Origin of the sequence: Leptolyngbya subtilissima AS-A7, assembly GCF_039962255.1 — a bacterium.
Classification (GTDB): Bacteria; Cyanobacteriota; Cyanobacteriia; order Phormidesmidales; family Phormidesmidaceae; genus Nodosilinea.
Window position 1 is genome coordinate 303,386 of record NZ_JAMPKY010000003.1, and the last position, 19,085, is coordinate 322,470.

13 protein-coding genes are annotated in these 19,085 nt (G+C 57.5%); 3 read left to right on the forward strand and 10 right to left on the reverse strand.

Annotated elements, in window-relative coordinates:
• Positions 1–23 precede the first annotated feature (23 nt).
• From NC979_RS08725 to gyrA, 3 genes are all read right to left on the reverse strand, one after another.
• Positions 24–533 (reverse strand): hypothetical protein, encoded by a 510-nt coding sequence (locus tag NC979_RS08725; protein WP_190514741.1) that lies wholly within the window; start codon positions 531–533, stop codon positions 24–26.
• Between the two features lie 72 nt (positions 534–605).
• A complete protein-coding gene (locus NC979_RS08730; protein ID WP_190514742.1) occupies positions 606–1,907 on the reverse strand; it encodes an ATP-binding cassette domain-containing protein in 1,302 nt (433 codons plus the stop codon).
• 225 nt (positions 1,908–2,132) lie between these two features.
• On the reverse strand, positions 2,133–4,661 hold the full coding sequence (gene gyrA / locus NC979_RS08735; protein ID WP_190514743.1) for a DNA gyrase subunit A: 2,529 nt from the start codon (positions 4,659–4,661) through the stop codon (positions 2,133–2,135).
• A 348-nt stretch (positions 4,662–5,009) separates the two neighbouring features.
• Between gyrA and NC979_RS08740 the strand changes: the two genes are divergently transcribed.
• Entirely contained in the window at positions 5,010–5,411 is a 402-nt protein-coding gene (locus tag NC979_RS08740; protein ID WP_190514744.1) for a response regulator, read from the forward strand.
• Between the two features lie 273 nt (positions 5,412–5,684).
• On the opposite strand, the gene NC979_RS08745 is transcribed toward NC979_RS08740, so the two are convergent.
• The 6 genes from NC979_RS08745 to NC979_RS08770 form a co-directional block, all read right to left on the reverse strand.
• Positions 5,685–6,284 carry a hypothetical protein gene (locus tag NC979_RS08745; protein WP_190514745.1) on the reverse strand — a complete coding sequence of 200 codons (600 nt, stop codon included), beginning with the start codon at positions 6,282–6,284 and terminating at the stop codon, positions 5,685–5,687.
• A gap of 99 nt (positions 6,285–6,383) precedes the next feature.
• Positions 6,384–7,859, reverse strand: a complete 1,476-nt coding sequence (locus NC979_RS08750; RefSeq protein WP_190514746.1) for a hypothetical protein — start codon at positions 7,857–7,859, stop codon at positions 6,384–6,386.
• A gap of 380 nt (positions 7,860–8,239) precedes the next feature.
• A complete protein-coding gene (locus tag NC979_RS08755) occupies positions 8,240–10,984 on the reverse strand; it encodes an MGH1-like glycoside hydrolase domain-containing protein (protein ID WP_190514747.1) in 2,745 nt (914 codons plus the stop codon).
• A 137-nt stretch (positions 10,985–11,121) separates the two neighbouring features.
• A complete protein-coding gene (xseB, locus tag NC979_RS08760; RefSeq protein WP_190514748.1) occupies positions 11,122–11,334 on the reverse strand; it encodes an exodeoxyribonuclease VII small subunit in 213 nt (70 codons plus the stop codon).
• A 49-nt stretch (positions 11,335–11,383) separates the two neighbouring features.
• Positions 11,384–12,625, reverse strand: a complete 1,242-nt coding sequence (xseA, locus tag NC979_RS08765) for an exodeoxyribonuclease VII large subunit (RefSeq protein WP_190514749.1) — start codon at positions 12,623–12,625, stop codon at positions 11,384–11,386.
• A 207-nt stretch (positions 12,626–12,832) separates the two neighbouring features.
• Positions 12,833–14,671: a GGDEF domain-containing protein gene (locus NC979_RS08770; protein WP_190514750.1), complete on the reverse strand. Its 1,839-nt coding sequence runs from the start codon at positions 14,669–14,671 to the stop codon at positions 12,833–12,835.
• Positions 14,672–15,061: 390 nt separating this feature from the next.
• On the opposite strand from NC979_RS08770, the gene NC979_RS08775 reads away from it, so the two are divergent.
• The gene (locus NC979_RS08775) at positions 15,062–15,622 is read left to right on the forward strand and encodes a CPBP family glutamic-type intramembrane protease (protein WP_190514751.1); all 561 of its coding nucleotides are present in this window, start codon (positions 15,062–15,064) and stop codon (positions 15,620–15,622) included.
• Between the two features lie 141 nt (positions 15,623–15,763).
• Entirely contained in the window at positions 15,764–17,653 is a 1,890-nt protein-coding gene (locus NC979_RS08780; RefSeq protein WP_190514752.1) for an AAA family ATPase, read from the forward strand.
• Between the two features lie 72 nt (positions 17,654–17,725).
• Here the strand turns inward: NC979_RS08780 and NC979_RS08785 are convergent, their stop codons facing one another.
• A complete protein-coding gene (locus NC979_RS08785) occupies positions 17,726–19,072 on the reverse strand; it encodes an MATE family efflux transporter (RefSeq protein WP_190514753.1) in 1,347 nt (448 codons plus the stop codon).
• Between the last annotated feature and the right edge of the window lie 13 nt (positions 19,073–19,085).

Genomic DNA, 19,085 nt, shown 5'->3' on the forward strand with positions numbered 1-19,085 from the left:
CTTTTGGGGCGATCGCTCCCCCCTTAATTCCCCATGTATGACTCGCCCGTCAGCGACAGCAGAAACAGCAGCCCCATCCACAGCAGCAGCAGGCCGTAGAATATCAGCGCTAGGCTTTGCAGCAGCAGCTTAAGCAAAACCGGGCGCTGATTTTGCCTGCGGCTCATCGCTCGCAGCAGCTCAAGAGCGGCTGCGATCACCAGAATTAAGGTGGCGATCGCGGCGATAACCCAGCTGCTATAGAGCACCGGCAGCGACCTAGCGCCCAGCAGCGCGATCGCGGCGGCTACCCCTAGCAGCCCTGCCCCGATCAGCTCTGCGATCGCCAGCACCCCATTGAAATGGTTCAGACGGCTCCGGTTGAGTGTATTTTTGGCGGTTAGGGCACCCTGCGCGCCGGGGAGGGCCAATAGCACCAAGGTTCGAAGCGGGTGCGCCCAGGGAGCTTGCACTATGACAAAAGCCACGACCATAGTGCCGATCAGAGTCAGCCCTGAGAGCAGCTGGGTTTTACCAGAACGGGTTTTACGCAAGGTACTTTCCCTTATTGGCGCGGCTTGTTGACGTAGATCTCTACGGTTGCAGATCTCTGCGGCTACAAAAGGTTAGCAGCTCCAAAGAGAGGCGTCACTCTCTGGATCAAACAGGTGGACTTTTTCGGAGGCGATCGCCAGCCACACTTCATCGCCAATTCGCACCATCTCGTCAGGGGGAATTTTGGCCAGCAGCGTTAGATCCTTGGTCCGCACCGTCAGGTAGGTTTCGCTGCCTAGGGCTTCCAGATGGGTGACATGACCGCGAATATTCTTAGGTGCGGGCAGGGCTAAACTGAGGTGCTCAGGGCGAATGCCCAGCAATGCTTCGCGGTTGTCGTAGGGCAGCAGGCGATCGTCCCAACTGCTGGGCAGCGACAGGCGAAATTCAGGATGCACCAGCAAAAATGGAGCCTGCACCTGCACCGGAATGACGTTCATTGGCGGCGATCCAATAAAGCCAGCCACAAAGCGATTGGCAGGACGGTTATACAGCTCTAATGGAGTGGCCACCTGCTGAATTTGACCCAGATTCATCACAGCGATGCGGTGGCCCATGGTCATGGCCTCCACCTGGTCGTGGGTGACGTAGATGGTGGTGATGCCGAGCTGCCGCTGCAAATTCACAATTTGGGCGCGGGTTTCCATCCGCAGTTTGGCATCCAGGTTTGACAGGGGCTCATCCATCAAAAACACCTGGGGATTTCGAGCCATGGCCCGACCCAGGGCCACCCGCTGCTTTTGCCCGCCCGAGAGCTGCCGAGGCTGACGGTTGAGCAGCAGGTCAATTTGCAGCATCTTGGCCACGGCCCGCACCCGTTCGTCGATCAGTCGTTCGACCTCAGAAACATAGCGCAGGCTGGGAGGCAGCCGGCGCGTAATTGAGACTAGGGGCTTCTCCCACCAGCGGCTTTCGGTGAGTAGGCGCTCTAGCTCTTGGTTGGCGGGGGAATCGCTGAGGGGTACAGGTTTTTCTTCCAGTTCCGGTAGGGATTTGCTCAGGTCGGCCCCCATGCGGCGCAGGCCAAAGGCGAGGTTGTCGTAGACCGTCAGGTGGGGGTAGAGGGCATAGCTCTGGAACACCATGGCGGTGTCGCGCAGCTTGGGGGGCAGGTCGTTGACTTTGCGATCGCCCACCCAAATGCTGCCCCCCGTAATCGCCTCCAGACCCGAGATCAGCCGCAGCAGAGTGCTTTTGCCGCAGCCCGAAGGGCCGACCAGCACCATGAATTCGCCATCCTCAACGGTGAGGTTGATGCGCTTGAGCACCGCCGCTGCATCTGGTTCTGCATCTGGCTCAGTAGCCTCTGCCCCATGGGATTGGCGAGACTTAGGAAAGGTTTTGTAGACGTTTTCGATTGCGACTTGGGCCACGAGGGAACTGAGCGGGTAAAGGGGCAGGAAGACAGTTATTGAAGTGATGCTGAGTAGAGCTGCCCTGTACCCCCTTTGAGGTCAAGAGGTTACAGGAACTAGGCGTTGACAGCGGCAGGTGGCGGATCTGGGGAGAAACGTAGCGAGTGGTGACTTGCTAGCGCCAACGCACCCCGTGGCAAGTCGGTAACGCCAAAATCGCCAACCTAAAATCCAAAATTTATCTTACTCTGCTTCGGCTAGGGTGCTCTGATCAGGTGGGGTGATGCGAATTACCTGGGTGATGGTTTCGCCTTTGTTGGGTTTGATGATGCGATCGCTCTCCCCAGTCCTGCCCTGGCGGGGCACCGATTCGATGGGGATGACGGCGGTGCGATCGGCGCTGGTAAACACCGTAACGGCTTCCTTGGGTACTGCGGGCAGCAGCGCCATCAGGCTGTCGGTCTTGAGGCTAAATTGGAACGACTGAGTGCCAATGTCGCCGCGCTTGGCGACCCGCAAACCTTCTACCGGCAGACGCTTGGCATAACCCGCCGCCGACACCAGCAGCAGGCAATCTTTGCTAGACTGCACGGCCACACAGCCGGTCAGAGTTTCCTGCTTGCCCATGCGAATACCCTGGGGCCCCTGAGCCGCGCGGCCCATGACTTGTAGGTTGTCATCATCGATCGGGAAGCGCAGCAGTCTGCCACCGGTCGTTCCTAAGACTAAGTCGTCGCCTGGCTCGGCCAGGGTGACGTAGGCCAGCTCGTCGCCGTCTTTTACTTTGATGGCGGTCAGACCGCGCCCGGTGAGGTTGGTGAATTCTTTCAGCGGAGCGCGCTTGATTTTGCCCTTGCGGGTGACGAGAATTATGTCGTGATCGAGCCGGTCGTCGCGAAGCACAAACCGAGCCACGATCGCATCGGCGGCAGATGGCACCGAACCCGGCAGCAGCTGCACCAGGGGCGCTCCCTTGCCCTGACGCGGGTTGGCAGGGACAGCCTCGACAGCAACGGTAAAGGCCCGACCATCGCGGGTGAGGGTTAGCAGTTCGTGGGTCGTGAGGGCCACTTCAACCTGCACTACCGGGTCGTCGTCTACTTCGTGAAGTTTGGCGCTGGTATCAACCTCTAGCCGGGCCTGCCGCCGCTGGTAGGATTTTTGGGAAAACCGGCGCACATAGCCCTTTTGAGTAAACTCCACGACCGTCGCTTCTTCAACGGTTTCGGCAATGATGTCTTCGACCTGCTGCGATTCTTCCGCCCGTTCAGCGTCGGTTTGAATGCGGGTGCGGCGGGGGTCATTAAACTTCTTTTTGAGCGCCTTCAGCTCTTTTTTCATCGCCTTGAGCAGCTCTTTGCGATCGCTCAGCAGCCGGGTGAGATCGTCGCGGCGCTGGCTGAGTTCGGCAAAGTCGTTCTCTAGGCCCTGGCGCTCCATGCCGGTGAGCTTGCGTAGGGGCATGGCCAAAATCGCGTCCGACTGGCGCTCGCTGAGGTCAAACCGCTGCTGAAAGATTTGCTTGGCGGTGGTGCCGTCGGCGGCGTTGCGCAAAATGTCAATGATGGTATCGAGGTTGTTGAGCGCGGTGAGCAGCCCCTCGGTGATGTGCAGCTTGGCTTCGGTTTTTTCGAGCTGGTGCTGGTAGTGGCGGGTGAGGGTGGTTTCGCGAAAGTCGAGAAACGCCTGCATCACGTCGCGCAGGGGCATCTGGCGGGGCTGGCCGTTGTCGAGGGCCAGCATAATTACGCCAAAATTGGTTTGCAGCGGCGTGGTGCGGTAGAGGTCTTGCAGCACCCGCTGGGCGGGGGTATCGCGCTTGAGCTCGATGACAACGCGCATGCCGTCGCGATCGCTCTCATCGCGAATATCGGCAATTCCCTCCAGCCGCCCCGCGTTCACCAACTGGGCAATTTTCTCAATCCACCCGGCCTTGTTTACCTGGTAGGGCAGCTCGGTAACGATGATCGCGTTGCGCCGCTGCCGCCCCCGGCCGGGGTGCACTTCTTCAAACTGGCAAATGCCGCGAATGGGGATGCTGCCCCGCCCGGTGCGGTAGGCGTCGAGAATGCCCTCGGTGCCGATGATCTCGCCTCCGGTGGGAAAGTCGGGGCCAGGGATGAGGCGAAACAGCTCGTCGTCGGAGAGAGTGGGGCGATCGATCATCGCCACCAGGCCGTCGATTACTTCGCCCATGTTGTGGGGCGGAATGTTGGTGGCCATGCCCACGGCAATGCCCGAAGACCCGTTCAGCAGCAGGTTGGGTAGCTGGGTGGGCAGCACCACCGGCTCCTGTTGGGAGCTGTCAAAGTTGTCGCTAAAGTCGACCAGGGCCTCGCTGATATCGGTCAGCATGCCCTCGTTGCTAATTGGTGACAGGCGCGTCTCGGTATAGCGCATAGCCGCCGGTGGGTCGTTGTCGACCGAGCCAAAGTTGCCGTGGCCATCCAGCAATGGGTAGCGGCTGGAGAAAGTCTGCACCATGCGCACCAGAGCCTCGTACACCGCCTGGTCACCGTGGGGGTGATATTTGCCCAGCACGTCGCCGACGACGCGGGCGCATTTGCGGTAGGGGCGATCGGGGGTCAGCCCCAGCTCATGCATGGCGTAGAGAATGCGGCGGTGCACGGGCTTGAGGCCATCACGTACGTCGGGCAGCGCCCGGCCCACAATTACGCTCATGGCGTATTCCAGGTACGACCGCTGCACCTCGGTGTGGAGCGAGGTAGGCACAATTTGCCCAGAGGCAAGAATGTCGAGTTGGTCGGCCATGGGCGGGGGTCCTGGATTGAGACTAAAGGGGAACGGGGTAGGCGGGATAGACCGAGCCGTAGCTGAGTTTAGCCATAGCCTAGGCCCAAATCGGCATTTCGAGGCCTAACGCACGGTCTAAATTTAATCGGCCTTGATAAATCGGTGTTAACAATGCTGTAACTTATAGGCAAGCTTGTGGGTATGGCAAGCGTTTAGGCAATTTAGTCTACCCGCCATGGGGCACTTGCCTAGAAAAGCTTACCCAGGAGCGCCAGGGCTGTCGCTGCCTAGATAGAGCTGGCGCATCAACCCAATTATTTCCGTTCAAAGACTATATTCCGCTGATGACAGGGATGGACACACGTAATGAAGACCGTCTTACTCGTTGAAGACGACCTGGTAAATGCCCGAGTATTTTCTAAGATATTGACCAAGCGTGGGGGCCTGGCGGTTAAGCACACAGAAGATGTCGAAGAGGTGATGACCATTGCCCGCAGTGGTGAGGTTGACGTGGTTTTGATGGATGTGTCGCTGGCCCACAGCATGTATCAGGGCAAGCCCATGGATGGCATCAAGATTACCCAGCTGCTAAAGGCCGACCCCGCTACGGCTAACCTACCGGTGATTTTGGTGACGGCCCACGCCATGGAGGGCGATCGCGAGAATTTTTTGAGCCAGAGTGGTGCCGATGGCTATATCTCGAAGCCGGTAATCGACCATCAAGAATTTGTGGATCAAATTAAGGCGACCATGGGGGATGCTGAATAAGTACACTTGTACTTTATCTGCCGCGTTTTCGCAACCCGTTCGACGGCGGTCTAGTCATCTGTTCCTAGAAAACCGTCATTTCTCGGCTCAAAGCCTCTGGCTTGACCTACAAAGTCTGCAAACAGCCTAGGAAGAACTTGAAAGGCGCTCCTATGGCTCTGCCCAACCCCTCAAGAAGAGGGATCGGGCAGAGCGGTTCAGCATTCGTCGGGTGGTTAAGGGTGAGAACTAGGAAGCAAGATTAGGCCCTGCCTCTAGTCGGTAGTTCTGAGTCTACCGAACTCCCAAGATTTCTACTTGGGCTTGCAGAGTAATGGGACAGCTCGACAGCGGGTCAGCGTCTGGAAAGATCATATTCAGGTTGTACGCGCCCGTGAGCACGTATTCCCCCTCGGAAAGGTTAAGGTCTTTGCTAAAAAGACCGCTCTCAAAGGAATAAGACTTATTGCCGCCATTAAATCTAACCTCTACCCCGCTGCCGGGTGAGTCGATGATGCCGCTTACTCGAACGGCAAGGGTTTTACCCACCGGCAGGTTGACCACCTGAAATCCCATGGAGATCCACTCTTCAACGATCGCCTGGGCTTGAATGGACGACCCATAGGGAACCTCGACATTGCCTTCGCTACGAAATTGCAGCACTGTTGGCGAATGACCTTCAATTCCGTAGGACGAAAAAGTTTCGAGGCTGACCGAAATGTGGTTTTCATCGCTGCCTGATTGCAGGCTGAGGCGCCGCTCTAGGGGCTTAAACTGCTCGCTGCTGTCGATGTTGTAAGACGATTGCAGAGGATCTCCCTCATTTGTGCCTAAGAAAATGCGTCCGTTCCGGTTGTCGGTCATGGGCACAATATTTAGAGTCGTAAGAGCCATGATGAATCTCCTGAGAATTGGGGTGAAATAGACAAAATTAATGCAGGTTGGAACACAAACTTTGGGGCCGCCGCTGATCGATGATGGCGATGGCGCGTCCTAGACCATTACAGGGGAGCGTGACCAATCCACTACCTCTACTCCAGTGCTCATGAAGGTCGTAAAGCTGCGGCAAATGACCGGTTGAGAGGTGCCTTCAGCGGCGGTGAACAGGGCAGTTACCCGCTGGAGCACTCGATTGGTGTCAAAATCGCGAATATCTAAGGTGATTGGCCCAGCAGGGACTAAATCGGTCGGGGTGCGGTGGGGTACGAACTTGGCCATTAGCAGTTCGGGGTATTGTTTCCATCGGCCGCCGACCAAAAGCCCCGGGCCGCGTAGGGCACCGTTTTGCTCACGAGATAGAAACTTGATGCTCTGAAATTCTAGAAGCCCAATCGCATCGAACTGCTGACCGCCTGATGAGCTATCGACCAGTCTGACCATTAGCTTTGACCCGTCTTGATAGTTGCGCCAGCGATCGCCCGGAATGAAAATTCGACCCTGTAGGGCCTCGGACTGGGCGATGGTCATCACTTCGCCCGATTGATGGTGGTAGGTTACGTACTCTTTGATAGGCTTGAGAGTTTTCTCAGCAAAATAATTGAGTTGCACTAAAATTTGGCGAATATCCTCTGGAATATCTACTCGGGTGGCAGGACTTTGGGGGTAGGGAAAAATATTGATCAACCACTGCTCAACGGTCTTGACAAAGCCGCTGATCTCCGGCTCAAAAGTGTTTTCGTAAAAATCGTTGAGAAACTGCTGAGGACTCTCGTTAGTTTTGACTGGCAGCGGACTGGTCTGATGCACGCGATAGGAATCTAGCAGCACCTGCATGTATCGCAGCTGCAACATTAAAATAGACGCAAACCCACGCTCCATTTCTTTATAGATTTCAAGACGTTTGTCGGTTTGCCCAAGAGTCGAAGATTCTGAGTGAAAAATAGCCGCGCTTTTCCAAGCGTCAAATAAGTTGGCATTGTCAAAGTCTTTGGAAGGCATTAGCGTAGTATAAATTCTAGTAATGCTCTCTTGGTAATTTGCTTCCTCCTCGAGAATAAGCTCCGCAAAATGGTTAGCCATATCCTCTGCTTGCTCATGCTCTGGATTGTTACCTGAAGCTATGAACGACTTTTTAATCTTAGACAGTGTTTGTTTAAATACGTTATCTTCGTGGGCGATCGAGCTGTATAGACTCTGCTCAGCTTTTGCAAATATCTCAGAGCGCAGATAGTCGGTCTTCTTTTCGAGGGAAATGCTTAAGCTCTTGAGTTGCTTTTCTAGAGCGTCAATACGTTGATGAGCGGCGTTCACCTGGTTTGCCAAAACAGTGACTCGATCGTCTTTAGGAAAGTTGCCGGTAAATGCGATCGTAAAGATTAAATCTTTCCACTCCTCATAGGTTTTATCTTGCAAGCGCATTCTTTTTTGGGCTTCCTTAGCTAAAGCACCTGTGACTTCTTTTTTGGCAGTGTCAAGCATGACTCCTGCTAGCGCTTCCGTAATTTCTGCGGCAATGGCTCCGTAAAGCATTGGTCGTCTCCTAGATATGGGGCTAGTCCAGCGGCAGTTTTTTGTTAGAAACAAATGCTTTTTTACGGCATTTGTTGCGCAGGCTGCTGTGTTAAAGAGTGCTTCAAAGAGGCTCCGTAGAATTACAGACAGCAATTGGTGATCTCGATCAGTGGCTCTGGTGCGCTGACTGATAAAAACAGTGAAAACTGGTCGTTTTGAGATTAAGGGACACGCTAGCAGCACCCAACAAAACCTGCCTAATTTTGGTTGCCGGCCGTCTTACTCAACCTACGTCTCCCGTGCCTATGGCTGGCAATTGAGACAAACTGCGGCTTCTGAGCCAGGGCAATTCACGCCGCATCAAGCCTGCGGCATTCCAGTACGGGAACCGATTCGAATCAGGTATCCCTTTGGCAATCGCGGGTATATTCGGCCTGCTGCTGAATTAGTTTGGCGACTAACCCTGTCCAGCCGGTTTGGTGGCTGGCCCCTAGCCCGACCCCATTGTCGCCGTGGAAGTATTCGTAAAACAGCACGTAGTCGCGCCAGTGAGGATCATGCTGAAAAGGGCTGCTACTGCCGTTGACGGGGCGATCGCCTCCTGACCTAGGCTCAAAAATGGCGATTAGCCGCTGGGATAGCTCACTGGCGACCTCCCATAGGTTCATCCACTGCCCAGAACCGGTGGGGCATTCAACTTTGTAGTCGTCGCCCAGGTAGTGGTGAAACTTTTGCAGCGACTCAATGAGCAAATAGTTGACCGGAAACCAGATCGGTCCCCGCCAGTTGGAGTTGCCGCCAAATAGCCCGCTGCTCGACTCGGCGGGTTCGTAATCCACCCGATATTCTTGCCCGTCGGCGTGGAACCGATAGGGGTGCTCGGCGTGGTATTTCGACAGGGCGCGAATGCCGTAGGGGCTGAGGAATTCGGACTCATCTAACAGTTTTTCGAGCAGGCGGCGGAGACGATCGCGCGGTTCGACCTGGCCCAGGGTGGCATAGCATAGAGCCAGCATGCGCCGCGCCTCCTGCCCCTTCGTTTCCATACAGGCGACATTGCGCTTGAGGTTGGGGCGATTTTGAATGAACCACTCCAGCCTTTCGGCGAAGTCGGGCAGTTTCTCCAAGGTTTCGGGCTCCAGAGTCATGACTGCGCAGAGGGGAATTAGCCCGACCAGCGAGCGAATTTTCATCTGAATGCGATGGTCGCAAGCTGGCCCTGAGGGGCCATCGCCGTCGGGCAGGTGCAGTACGTCGTAGAAAAAACCATCCTCCTCGTTCCACAGGCGGGTTTGGTCGTCGCCGATGTGGTTCATGGCGTCGGCGATGTAGATAAAGTGCTCGAAGAATTTGGTGGCCATGTCTTCGTAGACCGGGTTCTCCAAAGCCAGTTCTAGCGCCATCTCCAGCATATTGAGGCAGTACATCGCCATCCAGCTGGTGCCGTCCGACTGCTCTAGGGTGCCGCCCGTGGGCAGCGGGGCGCTGCGGTCAAACACGCCGATGTTGTCGAGGCCCAAAAAGCCGCCTTCAAACACGTTTTTGCCCTCGGCGTCTTTGCGGTTGACCCACCAGGTAAAGTTGAGCAGCAATTTCTGAAAGACGCGCTCTAGAAAGGGGCGATGGTCAACACCTGGCCCAGTCATTTTTTGGGCAATCTTGTAGACCCGCCAGGTGGCCCAGGCGTGGACGGGTGGGTTGACATCGCCAAAGGCCCACTCGTAAGCGGGCAGCTGGCCGTTGGGGTGCATATACCACTCCCGCGTTAGCAGGTCGAGCTGCTGTTTGGCAAACTCGGGGTCAACCATGGCTAGGGGAATGCAGTGGAAGGCCAAATCCCAGGCGGCAAACCAGGGGTACTCCCACTTGTCAGGCATGGAGATGATTTCGGCGGTGTCGATGTGCTGCCACTGGCGGTTGCGGCTGCGGCCCTGCGGCGGCTCTGGCATGGTGGTGTCGCCCTTAAGCCATTGTTCCACCGAGTAGCGGTAGACCTGCTTGCTCCAGAGGAGGCCTGCGATCGCCTGCCGCTGAATCTGCCGCTGCTCGTCGCTCAGCTCAAAGGGAGTGAGGGCGCGGTAGAAATCGTCTGCCTCCTGTCGCCGAGTTTGGAGCATCGTCTCAAAGTCGGTACCGAAGGGATGTTCCACAGTGGACTGATGGGTCAGCCGCAGTCGAACTGTCCGCCGCTCCCCTGGATTCAGGGAAAGGCGATAGTGGGGCGAGACTTTGGTGCCCACCTGAGCGGAATTGACCGCATCTTTTTGCCCGTGAATTACCGTGTTGTGAATGCTGTCTTTGACGTAGGGGGAGGCATTGTCGCCCCCAAATACTGCCGCATAATTAGTCTCGTTCTCGGTGAAATAGAGGGGTAGGTTTCCACCATTAGTCGGTTCCCCCTCGCAGTGGAGCCAGTAGTTCCCCAACGTGGGGTGGGATGCTTCAATCACAACATCCCCTGTAGGGGCAGGCCGTTTGCCCCTACAGAACTTGGGCTTCTTTACGTCTTCACCCCAGGCCCAGGTATTACGAAACCACAGCGTTGGTAGCAGGTGGATTTTAGCTGGCTCAGGACCGCGATTGACGATTTCAATGGCAATTAGAATGTCTTCGGGGTCGGCCTTGGCGTATTCCACGAATACATCAAAATAGCGATTCTCGTTGAAAACACCTGTATCTAGCAGCTCGTACTCGGGCTGGTCGTACCCGCGCCGCTGGTTTTCGGTTACTAAGTCAGCGTAGGGGTACTCGGCCTGGGGATATTTGTAGAGAAACTTTAGATAGCTGTGGGTGGGAGTGCTATCGAGGTAAAAGTAGTATTCCTTCACGTCTTCGCCGTGGTTGCCCTGGTCGCCAGTCAATCCAAACAAGCGCTCTTTGAGCACAGGATCGTTCCCATTCCACAGGGCCAGAGCAAAGCAGAGCAGCTGCTGGTCATCACAAATGCCACCCAAGCCGTCCTCGCCCCAGCGGTAGGCCCGCGAGTGCGACTGCTGGTGAGAGAAATAATTCCACGCTGCACCCGTAGCACTGTAGTCTTCGCGCACGGTGCCCCACTGGCGATCGCTCAGGTATGGCCCCCATTTTTGCCACGGCGTTTGCGATGTGTGGGTCGCTTTGAGGCGCTGGTGCTCTGGGTTCATGGGGCTAGAGGAGAGTCTGGTCTTCTCTAGGATGAGCCTTAATTTTAGAAATAACCGGAGGCTGCCCTAGAAACTTAGTCATTTTCTAGGGAGTGAGTCTAAAGCTTGCCTGGCCGAGCCCAGAGGTCGGGTTGGGTTCAGTGGTCGGCTAGGGTCTCAATTAGCAGATCCACCTGCTGCTGTTTTTCGTTCAGGTAGGTTTCGCACTGCTGGAGGGCCTGTACGGCCTGCTCAAACTGACTCAGCACCGCCGCTAAGGGCAGGCTGCCCGATTCGAGGTCGGCGATGATTGCTTCTACATTGGCGACGGTGGTTTCGTAGCTCCAGGCGTCGGCGGCTTTCTTGGGCATAGGGGTGAAGGGTGGGTTAGAGGGCGAGGGAGATGAGGAAGATAGAATGTTAGGGGTTGGAGGGATGGACTTGGGTGACTTGGACGGTGAGGTGGCCCTGGGCGAGCTGGATTTGGAGGGTTTGGCCGGGGATGGTGGATTGGGCCTGGGTGACGAGCTGGTTAGCTTCGTCGCGCACTAGGGCATAGCCTCGCCTAACGACGGTGTCGGGGTCAAGGGTCATGAGGTGGCTCCGCAGGGCGGCGGTGCGATCGCTCGCCTGCCGCATTTCCACCTGTACTCCCTGCACTAGGCGGCGCTTGAGCTGCTTGAGGTGAACGATCTGCTGCTGCACCCGTTGGTCGAGGCGGGTGTGCAGTAATCGCTTGCCCAGGCGGTGCACATCGGTTTGGGCATCGAGCAAATGCTCAGTAGTCAGGGTTTTGAGCAGGGCTACGCGCTGGCGGTGAGCGTCGATCAGATCGGCTAGGGCTGGGACGGCGGCGATCGCAGCAGCAGTCGGCGTATGGGCACACAGATCCGCCGCCAGATCCGCCAGCGATTCGTCGCGCTGATGGCCGATGCCTGTCACGACCGGGATCGGGCAGTTGGCGATCGCCCGCACCACCCGCTCGTCGTCGAAACACTCCAGATCTTCGCTGGCCCCGCCGCCGCGAGCCAAAATCAGCACCTCGGCGCGACCATCGGCGGCGACTCGCTCCATGGCGGCAACGATAGAGGCAGGGGCGGTGTCACCCTGCACCGTGGCGGGCGAAAAGAGAATGTGTAGGCCGGGGTGGTGGTGGCGCAGCGATCGCTGAATGTCTCCCCAAGCCGCCGCTTGGGGAGACGACACCACGGCTATGGTCTGGGGCAGGGCAGGCAGTGGGCGCTTAAACTCGGGGTCAAACAAACCCTCAGCAGCGAGCCGCTGGCGCAGCTGGCGGTAGCGCAGAGCCTTGAGGCCGTCGCCGCTGGGCAGCACCTGCCACACCGTTAGCTGATAGCTGCTGCGCTGGGGGTAGACCTTTACCGTGCCTAGGGCGATCACTTGTTCACCGACGGCAGGTAAGGTCGTGAGCCGCGCCTGCTGGCTGCGCCAGGCTACAGCATTGATGGCAGCTCCAGTGTCGGGGTCAGTGAGGGTAAAAAACAGCCCCTTGGCGTGGTTATTAGCGCTCGACACTTCCCCCACGACCCAGACCTGGCGCAGGGTGGGGTCGTCTTCTAAAACGGCCTTAATGTAGTCGACCAAACCGCCGACGCTCAAGGCTGCTGGGGCCGTAGCCAGATTAAACTCAGGGTTAGTCATGAAGTCTCGTTTTCAGCCAAACTCCAGTGTGGGCCAGATGGTTGTGAACATCAACCGGCTAGGTGCGCTGGTGTTGGCGGCTAGTACTTAAATAAGCCAATTGTGACAAGCTCGAGTACCTAGGGTCTAGGGTTCACGACCGGACTTAAACCCTAGACCCTATACCCCGACTCCCCACTTACCCGTTACCGCTAGCTTGACGGATCACTAGGTAAAGCTGTCGCCGACCACATACCGGTTGCGGCCCTGGGCTTTGGCCTCGTAGAGGGCCAGGTCGGCGCGATGGATTAGCTCCCTGGGAGAGTGCTCTTTGACGGCAGGGCAGTGGCACACGAGGCCAAAGCTCAGGGTTAAGTTTGAGCTCACCTCTGAATAATCATGGGGCAGCGGGCACTGGGCGATCGCCGCCTGAACTTTTTCAACGATCTCAATGCTGCCATCGAGGGTGGTATCGGGCAGCAGCAGCACAAATTCTTCGCCGCCGTAGCGGGCGACCAGATCCCCCGGCCGCTTGACCACGTTGCTCAGCATCTGGGCCACCCGGCGCAGGCAGTCGTCGCCTGCCAGGTGACCATAGTTGTCGTTGTAGGGCTTGAAGTAGTCAATGTCGCAGAGAATTAGCGACAAATGTTTTTGCTGGCGGCGGGCCCGCTGCCACTCTAGATCGAGGGCCTGGTCAAAACTGCGGCGGTTGGCAATTTCGGTGAGACCATCGACGGTAGCCAGTCGGTTGAGCTCGGCATTGACCAGCTTGAGTTTTTGATTAAGGTCAGCCTGGGTGACTTCGGCTCGCTTGCGCTCGGTAATATCGCGCACAATCACCAGCACCTCGTTTTGGCTAATGGGCACCACCCGCGACTCTTCGTGGCGCAGTTCGCCGTTGATCTCAATAGTGTGTTCGTAGCGCTGCCGGGTGCCCGTAGATAGGGCAATCCGTATGTAGTGCATGCGCTGGTCGGCCAGCTCCTTAGGAAAGCTGACGTAAAGCGACTGTCCGCGCTCGGGGACAATGGGGCCGTAGAGGATAATCTCGCCGCCCGAAATCAGGTCGAGAATATTGCCGTTTTCGTCGATGCGCATCATCAGGTCGGGGATGGCTTCGAGAAGGGCCTGCTGAGTGGCCTGGTGGTCTTTGAGCGCAAATTCTGCCCGTTTGCGATCGCTGATATCTAGCGTAGTGCCGTCAATGCGGAGGGGGTTGCCCACATCATCGCGCACTAGGCGGGCCTGCCCACGCACCCAACACAGGGTGCCATCGGCGCGAAAGATCCGATACTCCCGGTCGATTTTGCCTTGGTAGCCCAAGGCCTCAATGTCGGCCAAAAGCAGCGGGTAATCGTCGGGGTGAATGCAGTTAAACCAGAGGTCGGCATCCGCTAAAAAAGCCTCTGGGGGGTGGCCGTAAAGGGCAGTAGCGGCAGCATTGACGTAGATGGTCTCCAGCGTTAAAGGGTCAACTGACCACACCACGCACTCTAGCGAGTTGAGAATGCTATCGATGCGCTGCTGCTGCGATCGCAGCTCGGCCTGGGTAATCTCTATTTTTTCAGAGCTGCTAATTACCCACTGCTCTAGCTGCCGAGACAGGGCATCGCGCTCGGCTTCAAACCGCTTGCGATCGCTAATATTCCGCAAAATCGACAGATGACGATTGGGCTGAACGTGAGCCGTCGCTGCAAACTCCACCGTTTTGACAGTGCCGTTGTCGAGCTGCAGCTGCTGTTCCCCCCGCATCTGCCCCGCCGCCAAAAAATCCTGCCAGACCGTCTCAAAATCCGTATCCAAGGACAAAAAATCGGCCACTCGTCGCCCGATTAAGTCTGCCTGGGGCAGCTCTAGCAGTGCGCAGGCCGCTGGGTTAGCCGCCACATAATACCCGGCGTCATTGACAATGAGCATGGCATCAAGGGCGGCCTCAAAGATGCTCCAGGGCAGGGCTGCATCTAACGGCAGATTAGCCCCGGCTCCGTTCGCGCTAGCAATATCCCCGCCAAGATCTGACGGGGATGCTTCCAACTCAGCGGGGGGCTCGGACTCTGCAGGCAAAGGCATGACGTGGCTAGTAACTTCATCTTAAGAATTTCTGACCTTGCCAGAGTGAGCCGGCAACACCCGTCGAACCAGCGTCAAATTAAAGGAGCGTCTTTGTTAGCATGCCCCAATCTTCGAAGATGCTTGAATCTTGTTACGCTCAAATCTCTGATTAAGTAGCTAGTTTTCCTAACTTTTCTCCACGCAGTCTAAACCGGGTGCTGCTGATTGAGGGATAGCAGCAGATGGCAGCCGCCATCACACCACCCCTCAATCAATCTGTTTACTATGGAAACAGGTGCTTTAGGGGACCGTTACCGTAGAGCGCCAAGGCCTTTTCCCTGTTCAGGCCGCTGACTGGCCCGGGGGCCTGCAATTGTTTGCTGCCACTACTGCATTGGTACGTTGCAACACCTTCGCCTTAGCGCTTATATTGCCCTCCGACTCACCCTGCACCGGTTGCGGCAGGCCGCGACTACCTGGCCCCCGGCCCAGGACTGGGTGCTAGCGGCTGGGCTAACTGTGGCGCTGGGGCTAGTAACTATTCCCTTAGGGTTGCACAGCCATTTTTTGGCCCCCACCCTGGCCGACATTACCTGGGGCGACGGACTGCGGCTAGCGGCGCGCGTGCTGCTGGTGCCTGCCCTGCTCGAAGAGGGGTTTTGGCGGGTGCTGCTGCTGCCCCACCCGACGGAGATCATGAGCGATCGCCGGCGCTGGCGGCTGGGTCTGCCCATGCTGGGTCTGTTTGTCGTCATGCATCCCCTCAATGCTATGGCGCTCTACCCCGTGGCTTTTACCACCTTTAGCAACCCAGTGTTTTTGTTGTCGGCCGCTCTGCTGGGCTTGATCTGCACCATTGTTTACTGGAAGTCGGGTTCCTGGTGGGTGGTGGCGGCCATGCACTGGCTGGTGGTGATGGTGTGGCTGGTGTTTTTGGGCGGTTACAGCGCCTTGAGCCTCTAGAGCGGCGTTGTTTCTCAATTTTTATAACGACTGGGGCAGGGCAAAGGGGTTTGGCCGACCGGGAGTGAACCCTAGGCCTGGGGAACGCTAAGTGGTGCCCATTCCCTCGCTGTCAGCCCCAAACCGTGATGAGTAATGCCCATGAATGACTTCTTCAAAGGCTTTGAACAACTGCTCGAACTGGCTAAAACTCTAGAAGAAAAAGCCGAAAGCGGCGAGCTTAAAACCAACGTGCAGATCAACGCTCGGGGCATGGGCAGCATTCCCCGCCAGGGCAACATCCCTAACATCGGCGTCAGCCGCATGAACCGCACCCCTGGAGATAGCGCCCCTATCCCCGATCCCGCCGTCGAAGAAGTCATCATCACCCCACCCCCCGCTGGCGACAACTCCCCATCCTCCTCACCTTCCCCATCCTCCCCACCCCCCTCATCTCCCCATCACCCCACCATGGGCGATGTCGGTGGCCTCTCTGCCACCCTGCAAGAGCTGCGCGAACTGGTGGAAATTCCCCTCAAGCGCCCCGACGTGCTGGCCAAGCTGGGTCTAGAGCCCACGCGTGGTGTGCTGTTGGTTGGCCCTCCCGGCACGGGCAAAACCCTCACCGCCCGCTCCCTAGCCGAAGACCTGGGCGTCAACTACATTGCGATCGTCGGCCCCGAGGTGATGGGCAAATACTACGGCGAGGCCGAGCAGCGCCTGCGGACCATTTTTGAGAAGGCCAAGAAAGCTGCCCCCTGCCTGGTGTTTATCGACGAAATCGACAGCTTGGCCCCCGATCGCAGCAAGGTCGAAGGCGAGGTCGAAAAGCGCTTGGTCGCCACCCTGCTGGGTCTGATGGATGGCTTTGCCCAAACCAAGGGCGTGATCGTGCTGGCCGCCACCAACCGACCCGATCACATTGACCCTGCCCTGCGCCGCCCCGGTCGCTTCGATCGCGAGGTGCAGTTTCGCGTGCCCGATCGCGCGGGTCGCCTCGAAATCCTTCAGATTCAAACCCGCGACATGCCGCTACAGGGCGTGGATTTGGATGCGATCGCCGATCTGGCGGTCGGCATGGTGGGGGCCGACCTCAAGGCCCTCTGCCAAAAAGCCGCCTACTTTGCCCTGCGTCGTCAGGTGCCTGATCTGGCTGGCCCTGTACCCGACACCATGACCCTGGTGCACGCCGACTTTCTTCAGGCAATTAAAGAAATCAAGCCCTCGGTGCTGCGATCGGTGGAGGTGGAGTCGCCTGCGATCGCCTGGGAAGACATCGGCGGCTTAGAGTCTATTAAACAAACCCTGCAAGAATCGGTGGAAGGGGCTTTGCTCTACCCCGAACTCTACGCCCAAACGGGGGCCAAAGCGCCCCGAGGACTGCTGCTGTGGGGGCCTCCCGGCACGGGCAAAACCCTGCTGGCCAAAGCTGTGGCTGCCCAGGCTCGGGCCAACTTTATCGCTGTCAACGGTCCCGAGCTGCTGAGCCGCTGGGTCGGTGCGGCTGAACAAGCGGTGCGAGAGCTGTTTGCCAAGGCCCGTCAGGCCGCGCCCTGTGTCGTATTCATTGATGAGATCGACACCCTGGTGCCCGCTCGGGGCCAGTACCAAGGCGACTCGGGCGTGAGCGATCGCGTCGTCGGTCAACTGCTGACTGAGTTAGATGGTCTCCAGGGCTGCACCAATGTGCTGCTAATTGGGGCGACTAACCGCCCCAGTGCCCTCGACCCCGCGATTCTGCGCGCTGGCCGCATCGATCTCCAGCTCGAGATCAGCCTGCCCGATGCGGCGGGCCGGCTGGCGATTTTGCAGGTGCACAACAGCGATCGCCCTCTCGACGCCGTCGATCTTAACGACTGGTCTACCCGCACCGACGGCTGGAACGGTGCCGACCTGGCCCTACTCAGCAACCAAGCGGCCCTCGAAGCCGTGCGTGAATACCGCGCCCAGGGCATGGCTGACCCCAGCCAAATTCGCATTGCGGCCCACCACTGGGAGCAGGCCCACCAGGCGATTCTTAGCCAGCGCAGCTCGGTGGCGAATCGGGGATAAATCTGTAAAGCGTAAAAGGGTTTCTGTTATAGCTAAACGTTGTTAAGAAAGCAGTAGGGATGCAGACGGCGGTCAGGCCAACGACTTTGGTACAGCCCAGAGTAGGGTGAGGGCGCGGGCGGCCATCAACCCTACCAGGGCCAGCCACAGCAGATGAGCACTACCCAAAGATTGGGCCAGCAGGGCTAGGGGTAAAAAGCCAACCCCGGCAGCTAGCACTGTAGCGTTGCGCAGCACTGGGCCAGCGGTAAGACCGAGAAAGTAGCCGTCAAGCATGTAGGCGATCGCGCCCAATCCCAAAATAGGAATTAACCATCCCACGTAGGTTTCTACGATCGCAATCACCGATTGGTGGCCCGTCAGCAGACCAAACAGCGGCGCTGGAAACAGCACAAAAGACAACGCGAAGGATAACCCTAACGCGATGCTGGTGAGCCCTCCCAGGGTTAACAGACGGCGCAGGTGGGTGCGATCGCCGCTGCCGTAATATCGTCCCGCAAAGCTTTCCGTAGCAAAGGCGATGCCGTCGATAAAGTAGGCCGAGAGCGTCACCACTTGCAGCAGCAGCGTATTCGCCGCCAGGGTTTCTCTTCCCAGGGCTGAGCTGAAATTAGTAAACAGCGCAAAGCTCAGCACCAGAGCAAAGGTGCGCACCAAAATGTCGCGGTTCAGCAGAAACAGCCCTTTAATTGCCTGCAGATTCCACCCCTGGGGCACTACTGCCCAGAGCTTTTGGAAGCCGCCTTCTCTAGCCAGCAGGCTCAGCCCTACTGCCAAGGTCACGTATTGGCTGAGGGCGGTGCCCAACCCCGCCCCGGTGCTCGCCCAGCCCAGCCCATTGATAAAAATAGTGTTGAATACCACGTTGCTGCCGTTGCCCACCAGCGATAGCGCAATCACCCGGCGGCTTTTTTCACGGCCCAAAAACCAGCCCATTAGCACCAGATTCATCAGCACTGCTGGGGCATCCCAAATGCGGGCGTTGTAGAAAGCCATGCCCGCTGCTCTGACATCGGGTTCAGCGCTGAGCAGAGCAAAGCCAAGGTCGCGAATCGGCACCTGAAGCAGCAAAATTGCCACCCCAAAACTCAAGGCAATCAGCCCATTGCGCAGCAGAATCAGCCACAGTTCGTCTCTGTCGTCCCGACCTCGGGCCTGGGCCGTGGTGCCTGTGGTGCCCATGCGCAAAAAGCCGAAACTCCAGTACACCACGTTGAAAATTACCGTGGCCAGGGCCACCCCACCCAAGTGACTAATATCGTCTAAATGGCCAAGAAAGGCCGTATCCACCAGGCCTGCTAGGGGCACCATCAGGTTCGAGATGATGTTAGCTGCTGCCAGCTTCAGAAAGCTGGGCAGAAAGGCTGAGGAGTTGGCCGCGCCAGCAAGGCTCGAAGATGGTGTTGTGTTTCGGCCCATGTTGAGGCTAAGG